The sequence below is a fragment of the Mucilaginibacter rubeus genome (genome assembly GCF_014643835.1).
GTDB lineage: Bacteria > Bacteroidota > Bacteroidia > Sphingobacteriales > Sphingobacteriaceae > Mucilaginibacter > Mucilaginibacter rubeus.
In genome coordinates, this window is sequence record NZ_BMKD01000001.1 from 1,521,903 (window position 1) to 1,540,485 (window position 18,583).

Consider the following 18,583-nt stretch of genomic DNA (forward strand, 5'->3'; position numbering starts at 1 on the left):
ATCATCCTAAAAAGCTATTTTTGCGGTTCAATGGAGCACATTCGTAATTTTTGTATCATAGCACACATCGACCACGGTAAGAGCACACTTGCCGATAGGTTATTAGAATATACCAACACTATTACCCAGCGCGAATCGCAGGCACAATTGCTTGACGATATGGATTTAGAACGCGAACGCGGTATCACCATTAAAAGCCATGCCATACAAATGGATTATGAGCTCGATGGACAAAAATATGTGCTCAACCTGATCGATACGCCCGGGCACGTGGATTTTTCATATGAAGTATCACGTTCAATTGCTGCCTGTGAAGGTGCATTATTGATAGTTGATGCAGCACAGGGCATTCAGGCACAAACCATCTCAAACCTGTACCTGGCTTTAGAGAACGACCTGGAAATCATCCCTATCCTGAATAAAATGGACCTCCCCGGCGCTATGCCCGAGGAAGTAAAAGACCAGATAGTCGATCTTATAGGTTGCAAACGTGAGGAGATCCTTGCCGCATCGGGCAAAACCGGCATGGGTGTTCATGATATTCTTCGCGCTATTGTTGAGCGTGTGCCCGCTCCGGTAGGTGATCCTAAAGCTCCGCTGCAGGCCCTGATCTTTGATTCGGTTTTTAACTCGTTCCGCGGTATTATAGCTTATTTTAAAGTTGTAAACGGTGAGATCCGAAAAGGCGATAAAGTAAAATTCGTAGCCACCGAGAAGCAATATCTTGCTGATGAGGTTGGCACGCTTAAATTGCGCCCGTTAGCTAAAGACGTAATCAAAACCGGCGACGTAGGTTATATCATATCAGGTATAAAAGAAGCAAAAGAGGTTAAGGTTGGTGACACCATTACCCATGTTGACCGCCCTTGCGAAGAAGGTATACAAGGTTTTGAAGAGGTAAAACCAATGGTATTCGCAGGTATTTATCCTGTTGATACCGAAGATTATGAAGAACTTCGTGAGTCAATGGCTAAATTACAGCTCAATGATGCATCGTTGGTTTTTGAACCGGAGTCATCAGCGGCTTTAGGCTTTGGTTTCCGTTGCGGTTTCCTGGGCATGCTGCATATGGAAATCATCCAGGAGCGTTTGGAGCGTGAGTTTAACATGACGGTGATCACTACCGTTCCCAACGTGTCATACCTGGCCCATACTACAAAAGGCGACTCGTTCACTGTAAATAACCCTTCAGATCTGCCGGATCCATCAAAAATTGATTTTGTGGAAGAGCCTTACATCAAGGCTACTATCATCACCAAATCGGAATTTGTTGGCCCGGTAATGTCGCTTTGTATTCAGAAACGCGGCACCATCACTAATCAATCATATCTTACATCGGAGCGTGTTGAGCTGATCTTCGAGATGCCTATGGGCGAGATCGTATTTGATTTTTATGACAAGCTGAAAACCATTTCAAAAGGTTATGCTTCGTTCGATTATCACCAGATAGGTTATCGTCAGTCAGATTTGGTTAAACTCGATATCCGCTTAAACAGCGAACCTGTTGACGCACTTTCATCCCTGATCTTCCGCGGTAATTCATATGATTTTGGTAAAAAGATCTGCGAAAAATTAAAGGAACTTTTACCCCGCCAGCAGTTTGAGATCATTATCCAGGCTTCTATCGGCGCTAAGATCATAGCCCGCGAAACAGTGAAGGCCTTACGTAAAGACGTAACCGCCAAATGTTATGGTGGTGATATTTCCCGTAAGCGTAAACTGTTGGAAAAACAGAAACAAGGTAAAAAACGCATGCGTCAGGTAGGTAACGTAGAGATACCGCAGTCGGCATTTATGGCAGTTTTAAAGTTGGATTAATCTCTTAATTCCTTTGAAGGGGAGCGAGAGTGAATAAATTAATATATTCTGTACAGGTTAGTTACATATCTTACAGCAACCGGATTTGTTAAACATATTCATTTAGGAGACTTTGTTTATGGCAAATGGATTGTGTACGATTCCAACGAACCGAAATATTACATTGATGCTTTCAATAAAGACGCAGATTCAAATAAAATTATATTTGAAATGCTCTTGAACAATAAAACAGAAACTATTGAAAGTATCATTAACAAGATCAATCAAAATCACACATTAAAACTATCCCTGGATAACAGGCCTTTTATAAGAATACGAGTAAAATCAGAGCCGGTAAATTTAAGTTTGCCTCCGTTGCCTGATCACTTGGTTAAACACATTTAATAATGCAGCTTTTAGACGGAAAATACGTTTCAGAAAAACTTAAGGTTGAAATAGCTGAAGAAGCAGCTAAAATATTAGAAAAAACCGGCCGGAAGCCTCACCTGGTGGCAGTATTGGTTGGTCACGATGGTGGCAGTGAAACTTATGTAGCCAGCAAAATGAAGAACTGCGAAAAAGTTGGCTTCAAATCATCGCTGGTGCGTTATGAAGACGATGTTACTGAAGAAGAGTTGCTGAAAAAAGTTGAAGAGCTCAATGCTGATTCTGATATCGACGGTATTATCGTACAACTTCCGCTACCAAAACATATCGATCCCGAAAAAGTAACCGAGCGTATCGACCACCGCAAAGATGTTGATGGTTTTCACCCGGTTAACCTGGGCCGTATGCAACGCAATTTACCATCGTTTATACCGGCAACGCCTTACGGCATTACTTTAATGCTTAAAGAATACGGTATTGAAACTGCCGGTAAACATTGCGTGGTTGTTGGCCGCAGCAATATCGTTGGCTCGCCAATGAGTATCCTCATGGCACGCAACACTATGCCGGGCAACTGTACGGTAACCATTTGCCACAGCCGTACACCCGATATCAAAAAATTCACCCTCGATGCAGACATACTGATCGTAGCTATCGGTAAAAAGAATTTCATTACGGCCGATATGGTTAAAGATGGTGTAGTAGTTGTTGATGTGGGTATGAACCGCGAAACCTCAACTACAACAAAATCGGGCTTTAAACTTTACGGCGATGTTGATTTTGAAAACGTAGCACCAAAATCATCATGGATTACCCCTGTACCGGGCGGCGTAGGCTTGATGACCATTATCGGTTTGCTTAAAAACACATTAGCTTCGGCTAATAAAGAGGTTTATAAATAGTAAGTAGTTTATTGGGTTGATTAGGTGAATAGTTTTAGTTTATAGAATTAATTATTCACTTAATCAACCATTTACTTAAACCCAGACTTCAGCTTGTCCCAAAGCGTGTTTACACCTACGTACACACCATCGTCCCTTACTTCCACAGGATAAGTTTCAATAAAATCATTTTGCCCTTCGCCACCTTTTCCTGTTTCAAGATTATAAGTATGGCGATGATATGGACAAACTATCAGCTTCCTCACGCACAGGCCTTCGCTTAAATCAGCTCCGGCATGAGGACATTTAGCCGATACTGCATAAAGCTTACTTTCAAAATTTACGAGACAAATATTCTTGCTGCCTGCCTTAGCCTTTTTTATAAATGGGTTGCTGATATCCGAACTTAGTTCAATTTTATGCCACTTCATTTGACCAGCTTATGAAATATATTCGAGCGAAGCTTGGAGATACTCGCTTCCTTGTAATAAACCAAAAACCTCATATGCGATACGCGATAATAATATTTTCACTGCCGTAGCATCCTTAAAATCATTCATATCAAAAAAATAAACGATCCACTCTGACTCGCCCACTTTTTCAAATCCCATCTTTTTTAAGATAAAAAGCTCCCGTTCGTTGTCTTCGTCATCATAATTCTCTTTATCATATCCATACATTTCCATTATCTCTTGCGAACTCATGAAAATATTTAGCATGTTTCCAGCACTCAATTCAAAATACATATATAGATCGCTTGGCTTATTTAGACAGAGCTTGAATTTCTTAAACTTCCCTTCGTATAAATTAAATAAAGCATCGTCAAGTACTTGAGTATCATTAAAATAATACCTTTTCGACTCACTTATTTTTATCTCACCTTCCTTTTCAGTTATTCTACGTCCGAAGCTGAACCTTACACGGTCATCCTCAGGAAATTTGTTAAACATGTCCCTCAATCTTTCAAGTTCTTGCTTTTTAAAATATAATGGATCCTTTAAATAATGCAAATGAGATAATTGCCTGTCAATTCGCCATAACTCCTCTTGTTGATAGTGAGCATACAGGTAATCTTTTTCTAAAAGATAATTATTGATTGAAGATGTAAGAGCAATTTTTTCACCTTCAAAATATTCGATAATTTGGTCAAGGTCAGATTTCATGAGTACAAGTTATGCACTGCAAGTTTCAAAATCTAATATTTACGCCAACATTTCTGAATCTTATTGAGCCAACCAATTTTAAAAATCAATTTTCAGATTCATCACATTTGGATTCTTAATTACCTCGTCCATGCTGGTAACAAGCGTGACTTCCCTCCTGTCGGCCGAGAGCATTGCCTTTGAATTATTGATCTTCTTTACCGGGTGAGCAAACCTCAGGATCACCTTATAAGGCATATCGATCAGCATCGCCTTTGCCATCATAAAAGTAGCCTGGGTTTTCTTTAAAAAAGCGTTAAACTTAGCTTTATCAATGATGCGGTAAAATTTATGAGGAGTTATATCATACGAGTAGTAGTCCTGCCCTCCTACCATTTGCCGCGCATCAAATGGCTTATTCGTTTTATCGGTGGTAGTAATAGCGCTTATCTGGGTATTAAGTGCAATCTTTGATACATTTTGTAAATAATATTGCAGATCTGCTGCATTTTTGGCGGTATGATTAAGTGTTACTTTCATAACACTCTTTTTAAGGTTCATATTCACCGTTAGCTCACTGCTTTTGGCCATTTCAACTTCTTCAGTTTTTAGTTTCTGCTGCGCACTGTCGGGTATTGCACTATAAAAGTTAAGCGTAGTGTCCTTAACCAAACTAAATTGAGGCGTTTCCTTAACCGAATCAGACATCAAATTAACCAATACCGATACTGCCCTACTCATATCAAAGGCGTAGGCAACTTTACAGGTTCCGTCGCTTTTAAAATCGTAATGCTCTTCAATATCTACACATGAACTAAAACAAAGCACTGCCATTAAAAATAAAGGAAGGTAAAGCTTTTTCATCTCCGGATATAAATTAAGCGTTAACGATACAGTTATTGCATTTTACGAAAAGGGATTTAATTGGTTATCTTAAAATTAAAGTAATTATAACAATTATAAATGAAAATAAAAAAAGGCAAAAGGATAAAGGTGAAAGGCAAAAGGTATTTTAGCGTGTACTTTTATTTTTTTTATAATGTACTTTGATGATAAAGCCAAGACCTTTCACCTTTGGCCTTTTACCTTTCGCCTTATTAAGGTACTTCCATATTAGTGTAACCTTTTGGCTTTCACCTTTTAGCTTTCGCCTATATTTCAGTACCTTTGCACCCTCAAATAACTATGGCACACCAAATACCAAACGACGGCACGCTGCTTCCTTTAATGGAAGAGTTTTATACGATACAGGGGGAAGGGTACAATACGGGCAAAGCCGCATATTTTATTCGCCTTGGCGGCTGTGATGTAGGTTGCCATTGGTGTGATGTTAAAGAAAGTTGGGATGCCGAGTTGCATCCCCTTACCGCGGCTGATACAATTGTGAGCAACGCCGCCCTTTATCCTGCAAAAGCTGTTGTGGTTACCGGCGGCGAGCCGCTTATTTACAACCTTGATTATTTGACCCACAACCTGCACGAAAAGGGAATAAAAACATTTATTGAAACTTCAGGTGCGTATCCGCTTTCAGGCGATTGGGACTGGATTTGCCTTTCACCCAAAAAATTCAAAGCGCCTACGCCAAACGTGGCCGAATGTGCCCACGAGTTAAAAGTGATCGTTTTCAATAAATCCGATTTTGAATGGGCCGAATATCACGCCAAAATGGTATCGCCCGACTGTAAGCTTTACCTGCAGCCCGAATGGTCAAAATCCAAAGAAATGACCCCGCTGATTGTGGATTATGTAAAAGAAAACCCGCAGTGGGAAATTTCACTACAAACACATAAGTATCTGAATATTCCATAATCTTTGTAACTTACGGTATTAATTATCCTAAGTTACAAATGAAAATTGCAGTATTATTGGTGCTTGCATTGTGTTTACCTGCTTTGCTTGGCGCCCAGCAGCAAACCCGGTATTCGTCATCCAATAAAGAAGCTGTAAAATATTTTGCTACCGCTTATCAAAACCTTGATGAACATCTTTATGATGAGGCGATTCAAAACTCGCTTAAAGCTATTAGCGAAGATTCAAAGTTTATAGAAGCGCGGTTATTACTCGCCGACCTGTACCGAATGAAGCGCATGTACAAGCCAGCTGTTGAGCAATACGCTAAAGTAATTTCACTTAGTCCGGAATTTAACAGGGGGGTGTACCTCAAAGCCGCTGAAATGGAAATCCACGATGCAAGCTACGCACAGGCTCAGCAACATCTCGAAAAATACCTTACTTACCCTGATATCAGCCCTCAAAACAATACCTACGCAAAAAAACTGCTTGCCGATGCCAAATTCAGCATCCAGGCGATGACACATCCTGTGCCATTTAAACCTATAAATATCGGCCCTGAAATAAACACTGCCAATGACGAGTACCTCCCGGTTGCTACAGCCGACGAAGGCACGTTGATATTTACCCGAAAGATCAATAACAACGAAGATTTTTATAAAAGCGAAATGATAAATGGCAAGTGGAATACTGCCACTTATTTAAGCAACCAAATTAATACTGAAAAATATAACGAAGGTGCGCAATCCATATCGCAGGATGGTAAATACCTGTTTTTCACGGGATGCAATCGCCCCGACGGTTTAGGCCGTTGTGATATTTATATCGCTCAAAAACGGGGAAATGACTGGGGGAAACCTGTTGACCTGAACCCACCGGTAAATACGTCGGGCTGGGAATCTCAACCCTCGATAAATGCCGATGGCCGCACGCTTTATTTTGTAAGCAACCGTAAAGGCGGTTATGGCGGATATGACATTTGGAAAAGCACGCTGGGTGAAAAAGGCTGGGGCGAACCTGAAAACCTGGGCCCCAATATTAATACCCCCTACAATGAATTATCACCGTTTATTCACCCTGATGACAGTACACTTTATTTTAGCAGCGATGGCTGGCCGGGTTTAGGCAGCAAGGACCTGTTTGTTAGCCGCATGGATAAAGACGGTAAATGGCAAAAACCCGAAAACCTTGGATATCCTATCAATACCAGTGGTGATGAGGGCGGCTTATCATTAACTGCCGCCGGAGATTATGCTTTCTTTTCATCGGATAATTTAAAGGGGTTGGGCGGTTATGATATTTATAAGTTCGAGCTGCCTGTAAAGTTGCGGCCCCATTTGGTAACGTATGTTAAAGGCTTTGTAAAAGACGTAAAGACGAAAGCCCCCCTTGAAGCTGCAATTGAGATTATTGACCTGGAAAGTAATTTGCCGGTTTACCAGGATTACAGTGACGATGAACAGGGGGACTTTTTAGCCACACTAACGTCGGGCAAAAACTATGCGCTTAATATTTCAAAAAGCGGATATCTGTTTTATTCCGAAAACTTTTCGCTTAAAAATTATAAGATTAAAAGCCCGTTTAACATTGTGGCACTGTTATCACCCATTGAAATTGGCAATAAGGTAATCCTTAAAAATATTTTCTTCGATACCAATAAGTTTGACCTTGAAAAGGAATCAAAAGCCGAACTTGCCAAGCTCATTGAATTTTTAGGGATAAACTCAACTACCCGTATTGAGATCTCAGGCCATACAGATAATACAGGTAATCACCAGGGTAACCAAACCTTATCTGAAAACAGGGCAAAGTCTGTTTATCAATATCTCGTGTCGAAAGGAATTGCCCCTACCCGCCTTGTTTACAAAGGATACGGTGAAACGCAACCGATAGCATCCAATACAACAGAGGAAGACAGGGCAAAGAACAGGCGTACGGAATTTATGATCATAACTAAATAAAATTAAAGCCAACAGCAGTAATCAGGGGAAAAGCAAAAAGCCTTTAGAATTGAATCTAAAGGCTTTCTTTATCAGAACTTTTACACCCCTAATTCCCCAACTCCGACATGAATTTGATACGCATTAACTGCACCTCTTCACGGGTGTAATCATCACTGCCCAGTTCAGCTAAGGCTTCATCAATAGAGTCGGCTTCTGCAGTGCGGAAATAATCAAATACTTCTTCCTGCTTATCTTCGTCAATCACCTCATCAATATAGTAGTTCAGATTAAGCTTGGTTCCTGAGTTAACGATAGTTTCAACTTCTTTCAGGATCTCCTCATAAGTAAGACCTTTTGAAGCAGCAATATCATCAAGGTTTAAATGCCTGTCGATATTTTGGATAATGAACACTTTAAGCGCCGATTTATTGGCAGCACTCTTGATCACCATATCAATTGGCCGGTCAATATCATTATCCTCTACATATTTCTGGATCAAATCCGTAAAAGGTTTACCAAATTTTAGCGCCTTGCCTGCACCAACACCCGAAATTTGTTTAAGCTCTTCGGTGTTGATCGGATAATGGGTGCACATCTCTTCTAACGAAGGATCCTGGAATATTACAAACGGTGGCAATCCTTTTTGTTTGGCCAGCTTTTTACGCAGCTCTTTAAGCATTTGCAGCAACTGGGTATCAAGTGCACCGCCACTTTGTTTTGGTCCGTCGTCATCGTTGTCATCGTCAGCAGCCTCCATTACCTTATTCAAAACAAAACGGATACTGTGCGGATTCTCAATAAAGCCAATGCCACTTTTGGTGAGCCTTAAAAGCCCGTATTGATCAATGTCTTTTGAAATGTAATTGTTGAGTAACGCCTGCCTTAAAAGCGAGTTCCAAAGATTTTTACCTTGTTCTTTGCCCGAGCCGTAATAGTCAAGCTGATCATGCTCATAATTTTTGATCTGAGCATTTTCCTCACCCATTAATATGCTGAGGATATGGTGGTCGTCAAACTTTTCGCCAATATGCTTAATCAAACTTAATGCCCTGTGCAGGTGCTCCTCCCCATCAAAATGTTCTTTATGGGTACAGCAATTATCGCACATGTTATTACAGCCTGCTTCATTAAAGTTTTCGCCAAAATAATGCAATAATTGTTTACGGCGACAAACCGACGACTCGCAATAATCGATAACTTCCTTAAGTATCTGAGTACCTATTTCACGTTCTGAAACAGGCTTGTCTTTCATAAATTTCTGAAGCTTATCAATGTCCTTCTCCGAATAAAAAGCCACGCAAACACCTTCTCCTCCGTCACGCCCGGCCCTTCCTGTTTCCTGGTAGTAGCCCTCCATACTTTTAGGCACATCATGGTGTATAACATAGCGAACATCGGGTTTATCAATACCCATACCGAATGCAATCGTAGCAACAATAACATCAACATCTTCCATCAGGAATTTGTCCTGCGTTTCTGCACGCACTTTAGGATCAAGCCCTGCATGATAGGGCAATGCCCTTACCCCGTTAAGGTTCAACGCCTCGGCTACTTCCTCAACCTTTTTGCGGCTAAGGCAATACACAATTCCCGATTTGCCCTGGTTTTGTTTTACAAATTTTACAATCTCTTTGATAACATTACGCTTGGCCCTAACTTCATAAAACAGGTTACCCCGGTTAAATGACGATTTAAATACGGTTGCGTTATTCATTTGCAGGTTTTTTTGAATATCCTGCTGAACTTTTGGGGTAGCTGTAGCTGTTAGAGCAATTATGGGGATATTTTCGCCTATGTTACTGATCACCTGGCGTATTTTACGGTATTCGGGCCTGAAATCATGCCCCCACTCCGAAATGCAATGCGCTTCATCTACCGCCACGAATGAAACGTGGTTAAGGCGTAAGAAATCAATATTTTCCTGCTTGGTTAACGATTCGGGTGCCACGTATAATAACTTGGTTTTCCCCGCAAGTACATCTTCCTTAACCTTGCCTATCTCTGATTTTGTAAGTGATGAATTTAAAAAATGGGCTATACTATCTGATCCTCCAAACGCCCTGAGCTGATCTACCTGATTTTTCATCAGGGCTATCAATGGTGAAATTACGATTGCCGTGCCATCGCTCATCAAAGCTGGTAACTGATAACACATCGATTTGCCGCCACCGGTAGGCATAATAACGAATGTATCATTACCGGCCAGGATGTTGGTTATTATCGCTTCCTGTTCTCCCTTAAAATTATCAAACCCGAAAAAATTCTGGAGATTGTCAAATAGCGATTTCTTTGTTTCTATCATTATTTTAACAAATTCTTAAATTGTATTTAAAAGTTTAAAGTAACAAAATTTTCTAAATAAACGATGGATTTACTTTTAAATTTTGTGCAAAAATGATGATTAGATGAAAAACAATTTCATTGCTTGTTCATTTAAAGAACCAGACAAATTTGTGGTTATGCCCACCGTTAAATTATTTAGCTACACTTAATGGATAATTAACAAATTATTACACATTTTTACGGTTGATATACCAAATTAAAATTCTTTACTTGCTCATGAATAAAAACTATTATGCGATAATTATGGCTGGAGGGATTGGAAGCCGCTTTTGGCCGATAAGCCGTACATCGCACCCCAAACAGTTTATAGATATACTTGGTACCGGTAAAACCTTAATACAAAATACCTACGAACGTTTCCTGAAAGTTTGCCCCAAAGAAAATATTTACGTTGTTACTAACGAAAACTACACCAAACTGGTAAAACAACAATTGCCAGATATGGAGGATCAGCAGATCCTTACCGAACCGGTAATGCGAAACACCGCACCTTGTGTTGCCTATGGCTGTTTTAAAATTGAAAGTCTTAACCCTGATGCCGCCATTGTTGTAGCCCCTTCCGATCAGCAGATCCTGGATGAGGATGCTTTTATTGCCGCTATCGAAAAATCATTGCAAACCGCCGCTTCAAATGATTATCTGATAACCTTGGGCATTAAACCATCAAGGCCCGATACCGGTTACGGATATATCCAATACACTGATAACGTTATCAATGATGAGTTTCATAAAGTAAAAACCTTTACCGAAAAACCCACTCTTGAAATAGCTAAAACCTTTATTCAAAGCGGCGACTTTTTATGGAACGCCGGCATCTTTGTTTGGTCGGCCAAAACTATTGTTAAGGCCTTTAGCCAGTACCTGCCCGAAATGCATGAGATCTTTGCTGATGCAAAACCGGTTTATAACTCGGACGATGAAAAGTCTTATATACACAAGGCTTACCAGCAATGCGTTAATATCTCGATAGATTATGGCATTATGGAAAAAGCAGATAATGTATATGTATTACCTTCGGATTTTGGGTGGAGCGATCTGGGTACCTGGGCATCAATATATGACCTTGCCGAAAAGGATTATGTAGGCAATGCCGTTATCCCTGCCGAAAAAGTGATCATGTATGACTCTTCAAACTGCATGGTAAACGTGCCGGGCGAAAAACTGGTAATATTGCAGGGCCTGCATGATTATATCGTGGTAGAATCGAACAATTCCCTGCTCATTTGCCCCCGCGACCAGGAACAAAACATCAAGCAGGTTGTGGCTGATGTAAAAAGTAAATTTGGAGCGAAGTATATTTAGCCCCCTCCGCCCCCTAAAGGGGGTACCTACTTACAATCACTCTTTAGCTGTAATGCTAAACAAGAAAAGCTTTGCCACGGCAAAGCTTTTCTTGTTTAAATACTTTTAAGTTTAATACGACAGATAAAAACCAGCCGTAAGTAAGCACCCCCTTTAGGGGGCGGGGGGGGTTCTCTGCCTCACTGCCTCATACAAAATCACCCCGGTTGATACCGATACATTCAACGATTCAATTTCGCCGAACATAGGAATCTTGGCCAGGTGATCGGAGATCCGGATGATCTCGTTACGGATTCCGTCTTCTTCCGATCCCATAACGATGGCCGTAGGTACGGTATAATCCGGAGTGTAAATATTGTCCTGTGTTTTTTCGGTGCAACAAACCAGTTGCAAGCCCGATTCCTGGAGGAAGCGTACAGTTTGCATAAAATTATCATGCCGGCAAACAGGGATTTTGTATAATGCGCCGGCCGATGTTTTAATGGCATCAGGATTTATCTGCGCCGAACCTTTGGCTGGGATCACGATGGCATGCACACCGGCACATTCGGCAGTACGGGCAATGGCACCCATGTTCCTTACATCAGTAATGCTGTCTAAAACTAAAATTAATGGAGTTTCCCCCCTCTCAAATATTTCCGGAATAATGTTCTCTATCTTTTGATAAACAATAGGCGAAATCACAGCTATAACTCCTTGGTGATTTTTCTGGGTAATGCGGTTTAGTTTTTCAACCGGGACCTGCTGTGCAGTTATCTGATATTCGTTCATCAGTTCTTTAAGCTCCTGTATCAGGCCGCCGCTTATGCCTCGCTGTATAAATAACGCCTCAATCTCTTTACCCGAACGGATCGCTTCTACTACCGCCCTGATACCAAAAACCATTTGATTGCTTTCACGCTGAGGCCTTGAATTAAATGCCATTTTATGATTTAAATTTTGGCAAAAGTAGCTATATTAATTGATTAAGCCGTTATTGAACTGATAACCCTTTTGGGTTTACCGAGGTTTGAGTGCAGATGCTATCAACACTTCAAAACTTTATTAACATTGGCTCAATTAGCTGAAAATCAACCAGCCCAAATTTCGTTAAAAAGTTATCAACATTGAGGTGTTTATTAAAAACCTTAAAATTATCATCCTGTGTATGATTATTTTAAAATGCCGATACACTATGTTAGGTGTTTCCTTTGCCTGTCGAAGCATTTTTTGTATATTTTTGTACCCTTATGAGTTTTGAGAATAACAACCAGTATAACAAGCCGAATACTTTTGAACGCCGCAGCCGGATCCCAAATCCTACGCCATTCATTGCAGGCGGAAAATTGCAGCCGCAGGCTACTGATTTGGAGGAAGCCGTTTTAGGTGCCCTTATGCTGGAGAAAGACGCCCTTTCATCTGTTATAGATGTTTTAAAACCCGAAGTTTTTTATCAAACCAATCATCAAAAGATTTTTTCTGCAATAAAAATCTTGTTTGAAAAAACACAGCCTGTAGATATCCTTACCGTGACTGCCGAATTGCGCAGGCTGGGCGAGCTTGAAATGGTTGGCGGTGCTTACTATATCACTGAACTTACAAGCCGCGTTGCATCGGCCGCCAATATCGAATTCCATTCGCGCATTATCATTCAAAAATTTATCCAGCGCGAACTGATCCGCATTTCTACAGAGGTGATCAACAATGCATATGAGGATACCGCCGATGTATTTGACCTGCTGGATATGGCCGAAAAAAATCTGTTTGAAATAGCTCAGAGCAATTTACGCCGAGATGCCCGTAATATGGACGATCTCGTTCATGAGGCCCTGCGCGATATTGAAGCCCTGAAGGATAAAAAGGATGGCTTAACAGGTGTTGCCTCTGGCTTTACCAACCTTGACCGGATGACCTCAGGCTGGCAAAAATCAGATCTGGTGATCATTGCGGCACGTCCGGCGATGGGAAAAACAGCTTTTGTATTAAGCTGTGCCCGTAATGCAGCCGTTGATTTTGACAAGCCAGTTGTGGTATTTTCGCTGGAGATGTCGTCTGTACAGTTAGTTAACCGTTTGATAGCCGGCGAAGCAGAAATTGAGCAGGAAAAAATCCGTAAAGGCACGCTTGAAGAATGGGAATGGCAGCAGGTACACTCTAAAATTGGCAGGCTTGAAAAAGCAACGTTCATCATTGATGATACACCTGCCCTAAACATCTTTGAGTTCAGGGCAAAATGTCGTCGTTTAAAATCGCAATATGATATCCAGCTTATCATTATCGACTACCTGCAGCTGATGCATGGCAAAGCTGAAGGCAAAGGTGGCGGGGGTAACCGTGAGCAAGAGATCAGCAGTATTTCACGTGCTTTAAAGTCGGTTGCCAAGGAGCTCAACGTACCGGTTATCGCACTTTCGCAGTTAAGCCGTGCGGTTGAAAGCCGGCCGGGCAACTCAAAAAGGCCAATGCTTTCAGACTTACGTGAATCGGGCGCTATTGAGCAGGACGCCGACATGGTATTGTTCCTTTATCGTCCCGAATATTACGGCCTGACCGAAGATGAGGACGGTAACCCTACCCAGGGCGTAGGCGAGGTAATCATAGCCAAGCACCGTAATGGTGAAACAGGTACTGTTCGACTTAAATTTGTGGGCAAATATGTTAAGTTCGCAAATCTTGAAGAAGGTATGGATGGCTTCCCTCCTCCGGCAGGTAACGCTTTCGCAGGCCTTGCCCCTTCACAGGATTTTGAAAAGCAGAGTAACTTCATTATACGTCCTTCAAGAATGGACGACATAGATGATGAGCCTCCGTTTTAGCCTCTCGGCTCCCCTAAAAGAAGAGTGTCAAAAGATATACAAACAAGAAAAGCTTTGCAATTGCAAAGCTTTTCTTGTTTGTAATAGTGAAAACAAACCCGCATATATATCATTTCAAAAGTTAGAGGTCGAGTTTATCCACTTAGGTTATAAAGTCACAAAACTGGCACAAGCTCCATCAAAGTTTGGAGGAGTAATCTACCCGGTACTCGCTGTCAAATAAACTACCATTCTGTTGGCACCTGTTCATCTTCCAATTACTCTTTTTGCTTTGTTAGCTGATTGTTATAAACCCTGGTGTCCTGACAGTCTTTTAAACTTATCAACTGATCAATATTTTTAATACTACCAGTTGTGGTTATTTTATTCCCTGTAACTTTAATTCCGGATGTACTTGAAGCCTCAAAAAACTGAGCGTCCTTTAAAGTTATTTTATTACGGATTACCTGGATTCCGGAATGAACCCGAGCTGTTGATTTCACTCTGTTTTCCGGTGACAAGGCTATAACCGGCCCTCCACATTTATAAAACGTATTGTTTTTAATAGTAACATCTTTTACCGCTCCTGATTCATACCAGCTTGACGCATCGTCATTGATCATGATTGCGCTGTTGTGGGTCCGGTTAATGATATTGTTTTCAATTACTACTTTCCTGGGAGTGGTAACCAGGATACCCCTTGTCGGGATCTTTTCAATGGTATTGTGATGGATCCATACCCGTGGCGTGGCGGTAATGTTCTCCACCACATCTCCTGTTTGCATATCATCGGGCATCGGGTTGCTAAAATTTAGCAAAAATTCCCTGTTATTAAGCTTCTCAACTTTCGATACCTTATTATTTTGATAAGTAAGCAGGTTCGCCGGGTGAACAAGACCAATACTGTCATTAGCTGCAAAAGCATCAAATCCGTAAGTTTGATCATGCATGAACCTTACTTTGACCTGAGTTAAGGAAAGTTTTTCTGTTATTTTAAGAAAAGTGCCATGCACATTAATTGCATCGTCATTTGCTGCCGACAGGTATGAGCCTCCAATTTCAATTTTGCCACTACAACCCGAAAAATGCAGAATATCTGCCCAGGCAGCACACGTGCGGCCATCTTTAGCCTTTACTACAACATGATTGAAACTTAGATTCTTGCTAAACTGGCTTACTATTCCCATGCCATGCATAAAGTAAATACGGATGTTGTTTAAATTGATATTGCTGCTTTTTTGTATGAAAAAACCGGCACAATCACGGGTGACATCACGATTTTGATAGGTTAAGCCTTTTTTAAAGCCCGGATTGTTCTTGAAAAATATTCTCAGGCTATGCTCTCCTGTGGCTTCATAGCGGAGCCCCTCCTGAGGGATTTCCATTCTCGATAATTCGTTGGTGGCATGGTTATACACCTGCCAGTATGACCCGGGCTGATAACTCCAGCCTTCTCCAAGCCATGTTAATGTACTGTCTTTAATACTGAATTTGTATTCGGTGTTAACCGCAGCATCGGCATATTTTGATGTGGTTGTTACCACACTGAACTCGGAAACCGTTGGACGCTGGTAATCAAAACTCAAATCGTTCAATTTAATATGATGACTGTTATTGATATATGTTTCGATCATTTTTCCGCGAAGGCCTACTGTTGCGCCGGCACCGTCAATATCCACAAACCTGCTACTATCAAGCATTAATGCAATTGCTTTTAATCCGTAAGGAACATCGTTGGTATTGGAAATCTGCAATTGGGCTTTGTAAGCGCCGTCCGGAAAAAAATCATACCACCCGGGGGCAAACCAGATCTTTACCGGCCTGTCTTTCGTTCCGTGGGCCATAATTGACAACGTTTCGAAAAACCCTCCCGGCGATAGTATTTCCACAACATCACCCGGCGATAAAATAAGCCGGTTGATACCTTTAAATGTTTTCCATGGCTTTAAACTGGTTAACCCGGTGTTGCCATCATTGCCCTTAACAGGATCGATATAATAGGTTCGATTGCCCGGAGAAACACTTCTTCCGGATGGAGCTAAATATTCAACAAGTTTATTTTGAGCTTTTAATACGTTGCATATCAGAAACGGACTTAAAAGTAACAGGCATTTTATTGTAAAATATCTCATGGTAAATATCAGGTTACTAATATATGGCGTATATGGTATAACATTTACGCTTAACATCTATAATTTTGGCCATCCACAACCAGCATTTAAAAATTACCTTGTCTTTACTCCATAACTTATGGTTAAAACAGCGATCCCTCTTTTATATAATATCCCATACATTTAACATAAGCGAAAATCATTCATTAAAATATAGGTTAAATATTTACCCCTGCACCAAAAGGCACTGACAGTCAAACGTGATGTCCATCGGTGATTATATTATTTTTATCATTATCATTGTTCTTCAAAACCATTAGCAACGACGGTATCAATTTCAGATTGACACCAGCCGGAACACTGATGAAAATAACTATATGAACGTTTTATCAAGAAAGATACTGCTTGCTTTTTTAGCCTTTACCATAATTTTAGTTATCGCTGCCCTTTTTGTAAGAGACAAGATCACAGAAAGATTAGCCCATACGGCACAGATCTCGCACCTTATGGACCTTAATAATTCCAGGCCCCAGCAGGCGCTGCTTTTACTTCACCAGGCCGAGGATTTATTTCAATCCTCACTCGTAGATGCCGACGCTACTAAGGCTCAGGCTTATCAGGCCAAACTTTCACTGGCTTTTGCTGAAATTGATACCCTGTTAAACATGCAGCATGACACTACCAAACTAAATGCCGAACAGCGTTCTCAACTTCATACATGGCACAACCAAAAGGTAAAACTATCTGCCGATCTTCTTTCTGCCCGGCACGACTTTGATTCCCTGCTCACAACCTATTCAGATTACAGCACAGCGACCGTTCAAAATAAACTTGCCGTTAAAAGTAGCCGTACGGTACAAAACAGCAGCGACACCTTAACCCAACCCGGCCAGGTAAAACGAAAAGGTTTTTTTGCAAGAATTAAAGAAGCCATAAAGAACAAAAACGCCTATGCAACCAATTCGGGAGGTGTTGTTATCAACCACCGGACCCGAATTTATGTCGACTCGGTTACGCAAAAACTCCGCAATAAAGATCAATCCAACTATCTCAATAAAATCAGGCAATTACAACAAAGCAACCACAAATTACAGGAAGCGCAAAGACAGCTCATCGCCCTTAATATGCGCATTACCCATAAAATGGAGCAGTTAATTAGTACCATTAAGGATATAAATTACAGCATGACCGATGCCTTTAAGGGTTTAGCCTTTAACAGTTACCTGGAAACAACACGTTTGCTAAACAGGCTTTACCTTGTTGCACTTTTGTTGCTTCTGGCTTTTGCAGTGTTGTTGATTGTGTTTGTTATTAAGCTGGGGCGATCTGAAGAGCTTTTGCTGAAGGAGAACGAACGGGCCGTAATGATAGCGCGTCAAAAAATGGACCTGCTGCTGCACATGAGCCATGAAATCCGTAATCCGCTCACATCTATAAATGGTTTTTTATACATTTTCAGCAGAACGACGCTCACTCCAAAACAATCAGAAATGTTGGGAACAGTGCGGGCATCATCCGATTTGCTACTGCAAACGCTCAATGATACCCTTGATGCCGCAAAAATGGAAAGCAGCGAACTCAAGATCCATCATGATCCTTTTTGCCCGGATAAAACGTTAAAAGAAGTAATTGAAAGCATGGCATTTAGTGCTGATAAAAAACAATTGGAATTAAATTATCATTTTGAAGGCGATCCGGAAGCTGAAGTTTTGGGTGATAGTTTCAGGTTAAAGCAGATTATCGTAAACCTTGTTAGCAATGCTATCAAATATACCGATACAGGAAACGTAAAGATCAAAGCAGCGCTAAAATTATCCGACAGCAAAGGCGGACTAACAGTTGATATTAGCGATACAGGAGCCGGTATAAGCCAGGAACAACAGATTAACCTGTTTTCAAAATATTACCAAACCAATTCGGCAAAAGGAAATACCGGTACAGGTCTTGGTTTATACATTTGCAAACAATTGATTGAATTGCAAAAAGGTAATATCACCGTAAAAAGCGATGCGGGCAAAGGAAGTACTTTTAGTTTTGAAATCCCTTACGAAAAGTATAAAATAGATTAACTGCCGGCGTTTTACTTAAAATTGACGTATATACCCAGAATCT

The 18,583-nt window shown here is 40.9% G+C and carries 13 protein-coding genes; 7 read left to right on the forward strand and 6 right to left on the reverse strand.

Features of this window, described 5'->3' with window-relative positions:
• Positions 1–30: 30 nt before the first annotated feature.
• Both lepA and IEX80_RS06170 read left to right on the forward strand, forming a co-directional pair.
• Entirely contained in the window at positions 31–1,818 is a 1,788-nt protein-coding gene (lepA, locus tag IEX80_RS06165) for a translation elongation factor 4 (RefSeq protein ID WP_090526250.1), read from the forward strand.
• A 386-nt stretch (positions 1,819–2,204) separates the two neighbouring features.
• Positions 2,205–3,086 carry a tetrahydrofolate dehydrogenase/cyclohydrolase catalytic domain-containing protein gene (locus tag IEX80_RS06170; RefSeq protein ID WP_188832336.1) on the forward strand — a complete coding sequence of 294 codons (882 nt, stop codon included), beginning with the start codon at positions 2,205–2,207 and terminating at the stop codon, positions 3,084–3,086.
• A 71-nt stretch (positions 3,087–3,157) separates the two neighbouring features.
• On the opposite strand, the gene IEX80_RS06175 is transcribed toward IEX80_RS06170, so the two are convergent.
• The 3 genes from IEX80_RS06175 to IEX80_RS06185 all read right to left on the reverse strand — a co-directional run bounded on the left by IEX80_RS06175 (position 3,158) and on the right by IEX80_RS06185 (position 5,071).
• A complete protein-coding gene (locus IEX80_RS06175) occupies positions 3,158–3,496 on the reverse strand; it encodes a Rieske (2Fe-2S) protein (protein ID WP_188832337.1) in 339 nt (112 codons plus the stop codon).
• 9 nt (positions 3,497–3,505) lie between these two features.
• A complete protein-coding gene (locus IEX80_RS06180; RefSeq protein WP_188832338.1) occupies positions 3,506–4,228 on the reverse strand; it encodes a hypothetical protein in 723 nt (240 codons plus the stop codon).
• 78 nt (positions 4,229–4,306) lie between these two features.
• Positions 4,307–5,071 carry a hypothetical protein gene (locus IEX80_RS06185; RefSeq protein ID WP_090525990.1) on the reverse strand — a complete coding sequence of 255 codons (765 nt, stop codon included), beginning with the start codon at positions 5,069–5,071 and terminating at the stop codon, positions 4,307–4,309.
• A gap of 321 nt (positions 5,072–5,392) precedes the next feature.
• On the opposite strand from IEX80_RS06185, the gene IEX80_RS06190 reads away from it, so the two are divergent.
• Together IEX80_RS06190 and IEX80_RS06195 are read left to right on the forward strand one after the other, a co-directional pair.
• On the forward strand, positions 5,393–6,016 hold the full coding sequence (locus IEX80_RS06190; protein WP_188832339.1) for a 7-carboxy-7-deazaguanine synthase QueE: 624 nt from the start codon (positions 5,393–5,395) through the stop codon (positions 6,014–6,016).
• Positions 6,017–6,054: 38 nt separating this feature from the next.
• The gene (locus IEX80_RS06195; protein WP_188832340.1) at positions 6,055–7,959 is read left to right on the forward strand and encodes an OmpA family protein; all 1,905 of its coding nucleotides are present in this window, start codon (positions 6,055–6,057) and stop codon (positions 7,957–7,959) included.
• 88 nt (positions 7,960–8,047) lie between these two features.
• Here IEX80_RS06195 and recQ read toward each other — a convergent pair whose 3' ends face one another.
• Positions 8,048–10,240: a DNA helicase RecQ gene (gene recQ, locus IEX80_RS06200; RefSeq protein ID WP_112659158.1), complete on the reverse strand. Its 2,193-nt coding sequence runs from the start codon at positions 10,238–10,240 to the stop codon at positions 8,048–8,050.
• A 260-nt stretch (positions 10,241–10,500) separates the two neighbouring features.
• Here recQ and IEX80_RS06205 point away from each other — a divergent pair, with 260 nt between their 5' ends.
• Complete coding sequence (locus IEX80_RS06205) at positions 10,501–11,586, forward strand: mannose-1-phosphate guanylyltransferase (RefSeq protein WP_188832341.1); 1,086 nt, start codon at positions 10,501–10,503, stop codon at positions 11,584–11,586.
• Positions 11,587–11,739: 153 nt separating this feature from the next.
• On the opposite strand, the gene rlmB is transcribed toward IEX80_RS06205, so the two are convergent.
• The gene (gene rlmB / locus IEX80_RS06210) at positions 11,740–12,510 is read right to left on the reverse strand and encodes a 23S rRNA (guanosine(2251)-2'-O)-methyltransferase RlmB (protein ID WP_188832342.1); all 771 of its coding nucleotides are present in this window, start codon (positions 12,508–12,510) and stop codon (positions 11,740–11,742) included.
• 305 nt (positions 12,511–12,815) lie between these two features.
• Here rlmB and dnaB point away from each other — a divergent pair, with 305 nt between their 5' ends.
• Positions 12,816–14,381 (forward strand): replicative DNA helicase, encoded by a 1,566-nt coding sequence (gene dnaB, locus IEX80_RS06215; RefSeq protein WP_090525995.1) that lies wholly within the window; start codon positions 12,816–12,818, stop codon positions 14,379–14,381.
• A gap of 257 nt (positions 14,382–14,638) precedes the next feature.
• Here dnaB and IEX80_RS06220 read toward each other — a convergent pair whose 3' ends face one another.
• On the reverse strand, positions 14,639–16,492 hold the full coding sequence (locus IEX80_RS06220) for a right-handed parallel beta-helix repeat-containing protein (RefSeq protein ID WP_188832343.1): 1,854 nt from the start codon (positions 16,490–16,492) through the stop codon (positions 14,639–14,641).
• 356 nt (positions 16,493–16,848) lie between these two features.
• Between IEX80_RS06220 and IEX80_RS06225 the strand changes: the two genes are divergently transcribed.
• Positions 16,849–18,540 carry a sensor histidine kinase gene (locus IEX80_RS06225; protein WP_188832344.1) on the forward strand — a complete coding sequence of 564 codons (1,692 nt, stop codon included), beginning with the start codon at positions 16,849–16,851 and terminating at the stop codon, positions 18,538–18,540.
• Positions 18,541–18,583: the final 43 nt, after the last annotated feature.

What these genes read in the sequence shown, in the direction of transcription:
- lepA (WP_090526250.1), top strand. Translation starts at nt 31, where the DNA reads ATGGAGCACATTCGTAATTTTTGTATCATAGCACACATCGACCACGGT.
- IEX80_RS06170 (WP_188832336.1), top strand. Translation starts at nt 2,205, where the DNA reads ATGCAGCTTTTAGACGGAAAATACGTTTCAGAAAAACTTAAGGTTGAA.
- IEX80_RS06175 (WP_188832337.1), bottom strand. Translation starts at nt 3,496, where the DNA reads ATGAAGTGGCATAAAATTGAACTAAGTTCGGATATCAGCAACCCATTT.
- IEX80_RS06180 (WP_188832338.1), bottom strand. Translation starts at nt 4,228, where the DNA reads ATGAAATCTGACCTTGACCAAATTATCGAATATTTTGAAGGTGAAAAA.
- IEX80_RS06185 (WP_090525990.1), bottom strand. Translation starts at nt 5,071, where the DNA reads ATGAAAAAGCTTTACCTTCCTTTATTTTTAATGGCAGTGCTTTGTTTT.
- IEX80_RS06190 (WP_188832339.1), top strand. Translation starts at nt 5,393, where the DNA reads ATGGCACACCAAATACCAAACGACGGCACGCTGCTTCCTTTAATGGAA.
- IEX80_RS06195 (WP_188832340.1), top strand. Translation starts at nt 6,055, where the DNA reads ATGAAAATTGCAGTATTATTGGTGCTTGCATTGTGTTTACCTGCTTTG.
- IEX80_RS06205 (WP_188832341.1), top strand. Translation starts at nt 10,501, where the DNA reads ATGAATAAAAACTATTATGCGATAATTATGGCTGGAGGGATTGGAAGC.
- rlmB (WP_188832342.1), bottom strand. Translation starts at nt 12,510, where the DNA reads ATGGCATTTAATTCAAGGCCTCAGCGTGAAAGCAATCAAATGGTTTTT.
- dnaB (WP_090525995.1), top strand. Translation starts at nt 12,816, where the DNA reads ATGAGTTTTGAGAATAACAACCAGTATAACAAGCCGAATACTTTTGAA.
- IEX80_RS06220 (WP_188832343.1), bottom strand. Translation starts at nt 16,492, where the DNA reads ATGAGATATTTTACAATAAAATGCCTGTTACTTTTAAGTCCGTTTCTG.
- IEX80_RS06225 (WP_188832344.1), top strand. Translation starts at nt 16,849, where the DNA reads ATGAACGTTTTATCAAGAAAGATACTGCTTGCTTTTTTAGCCTTTACC.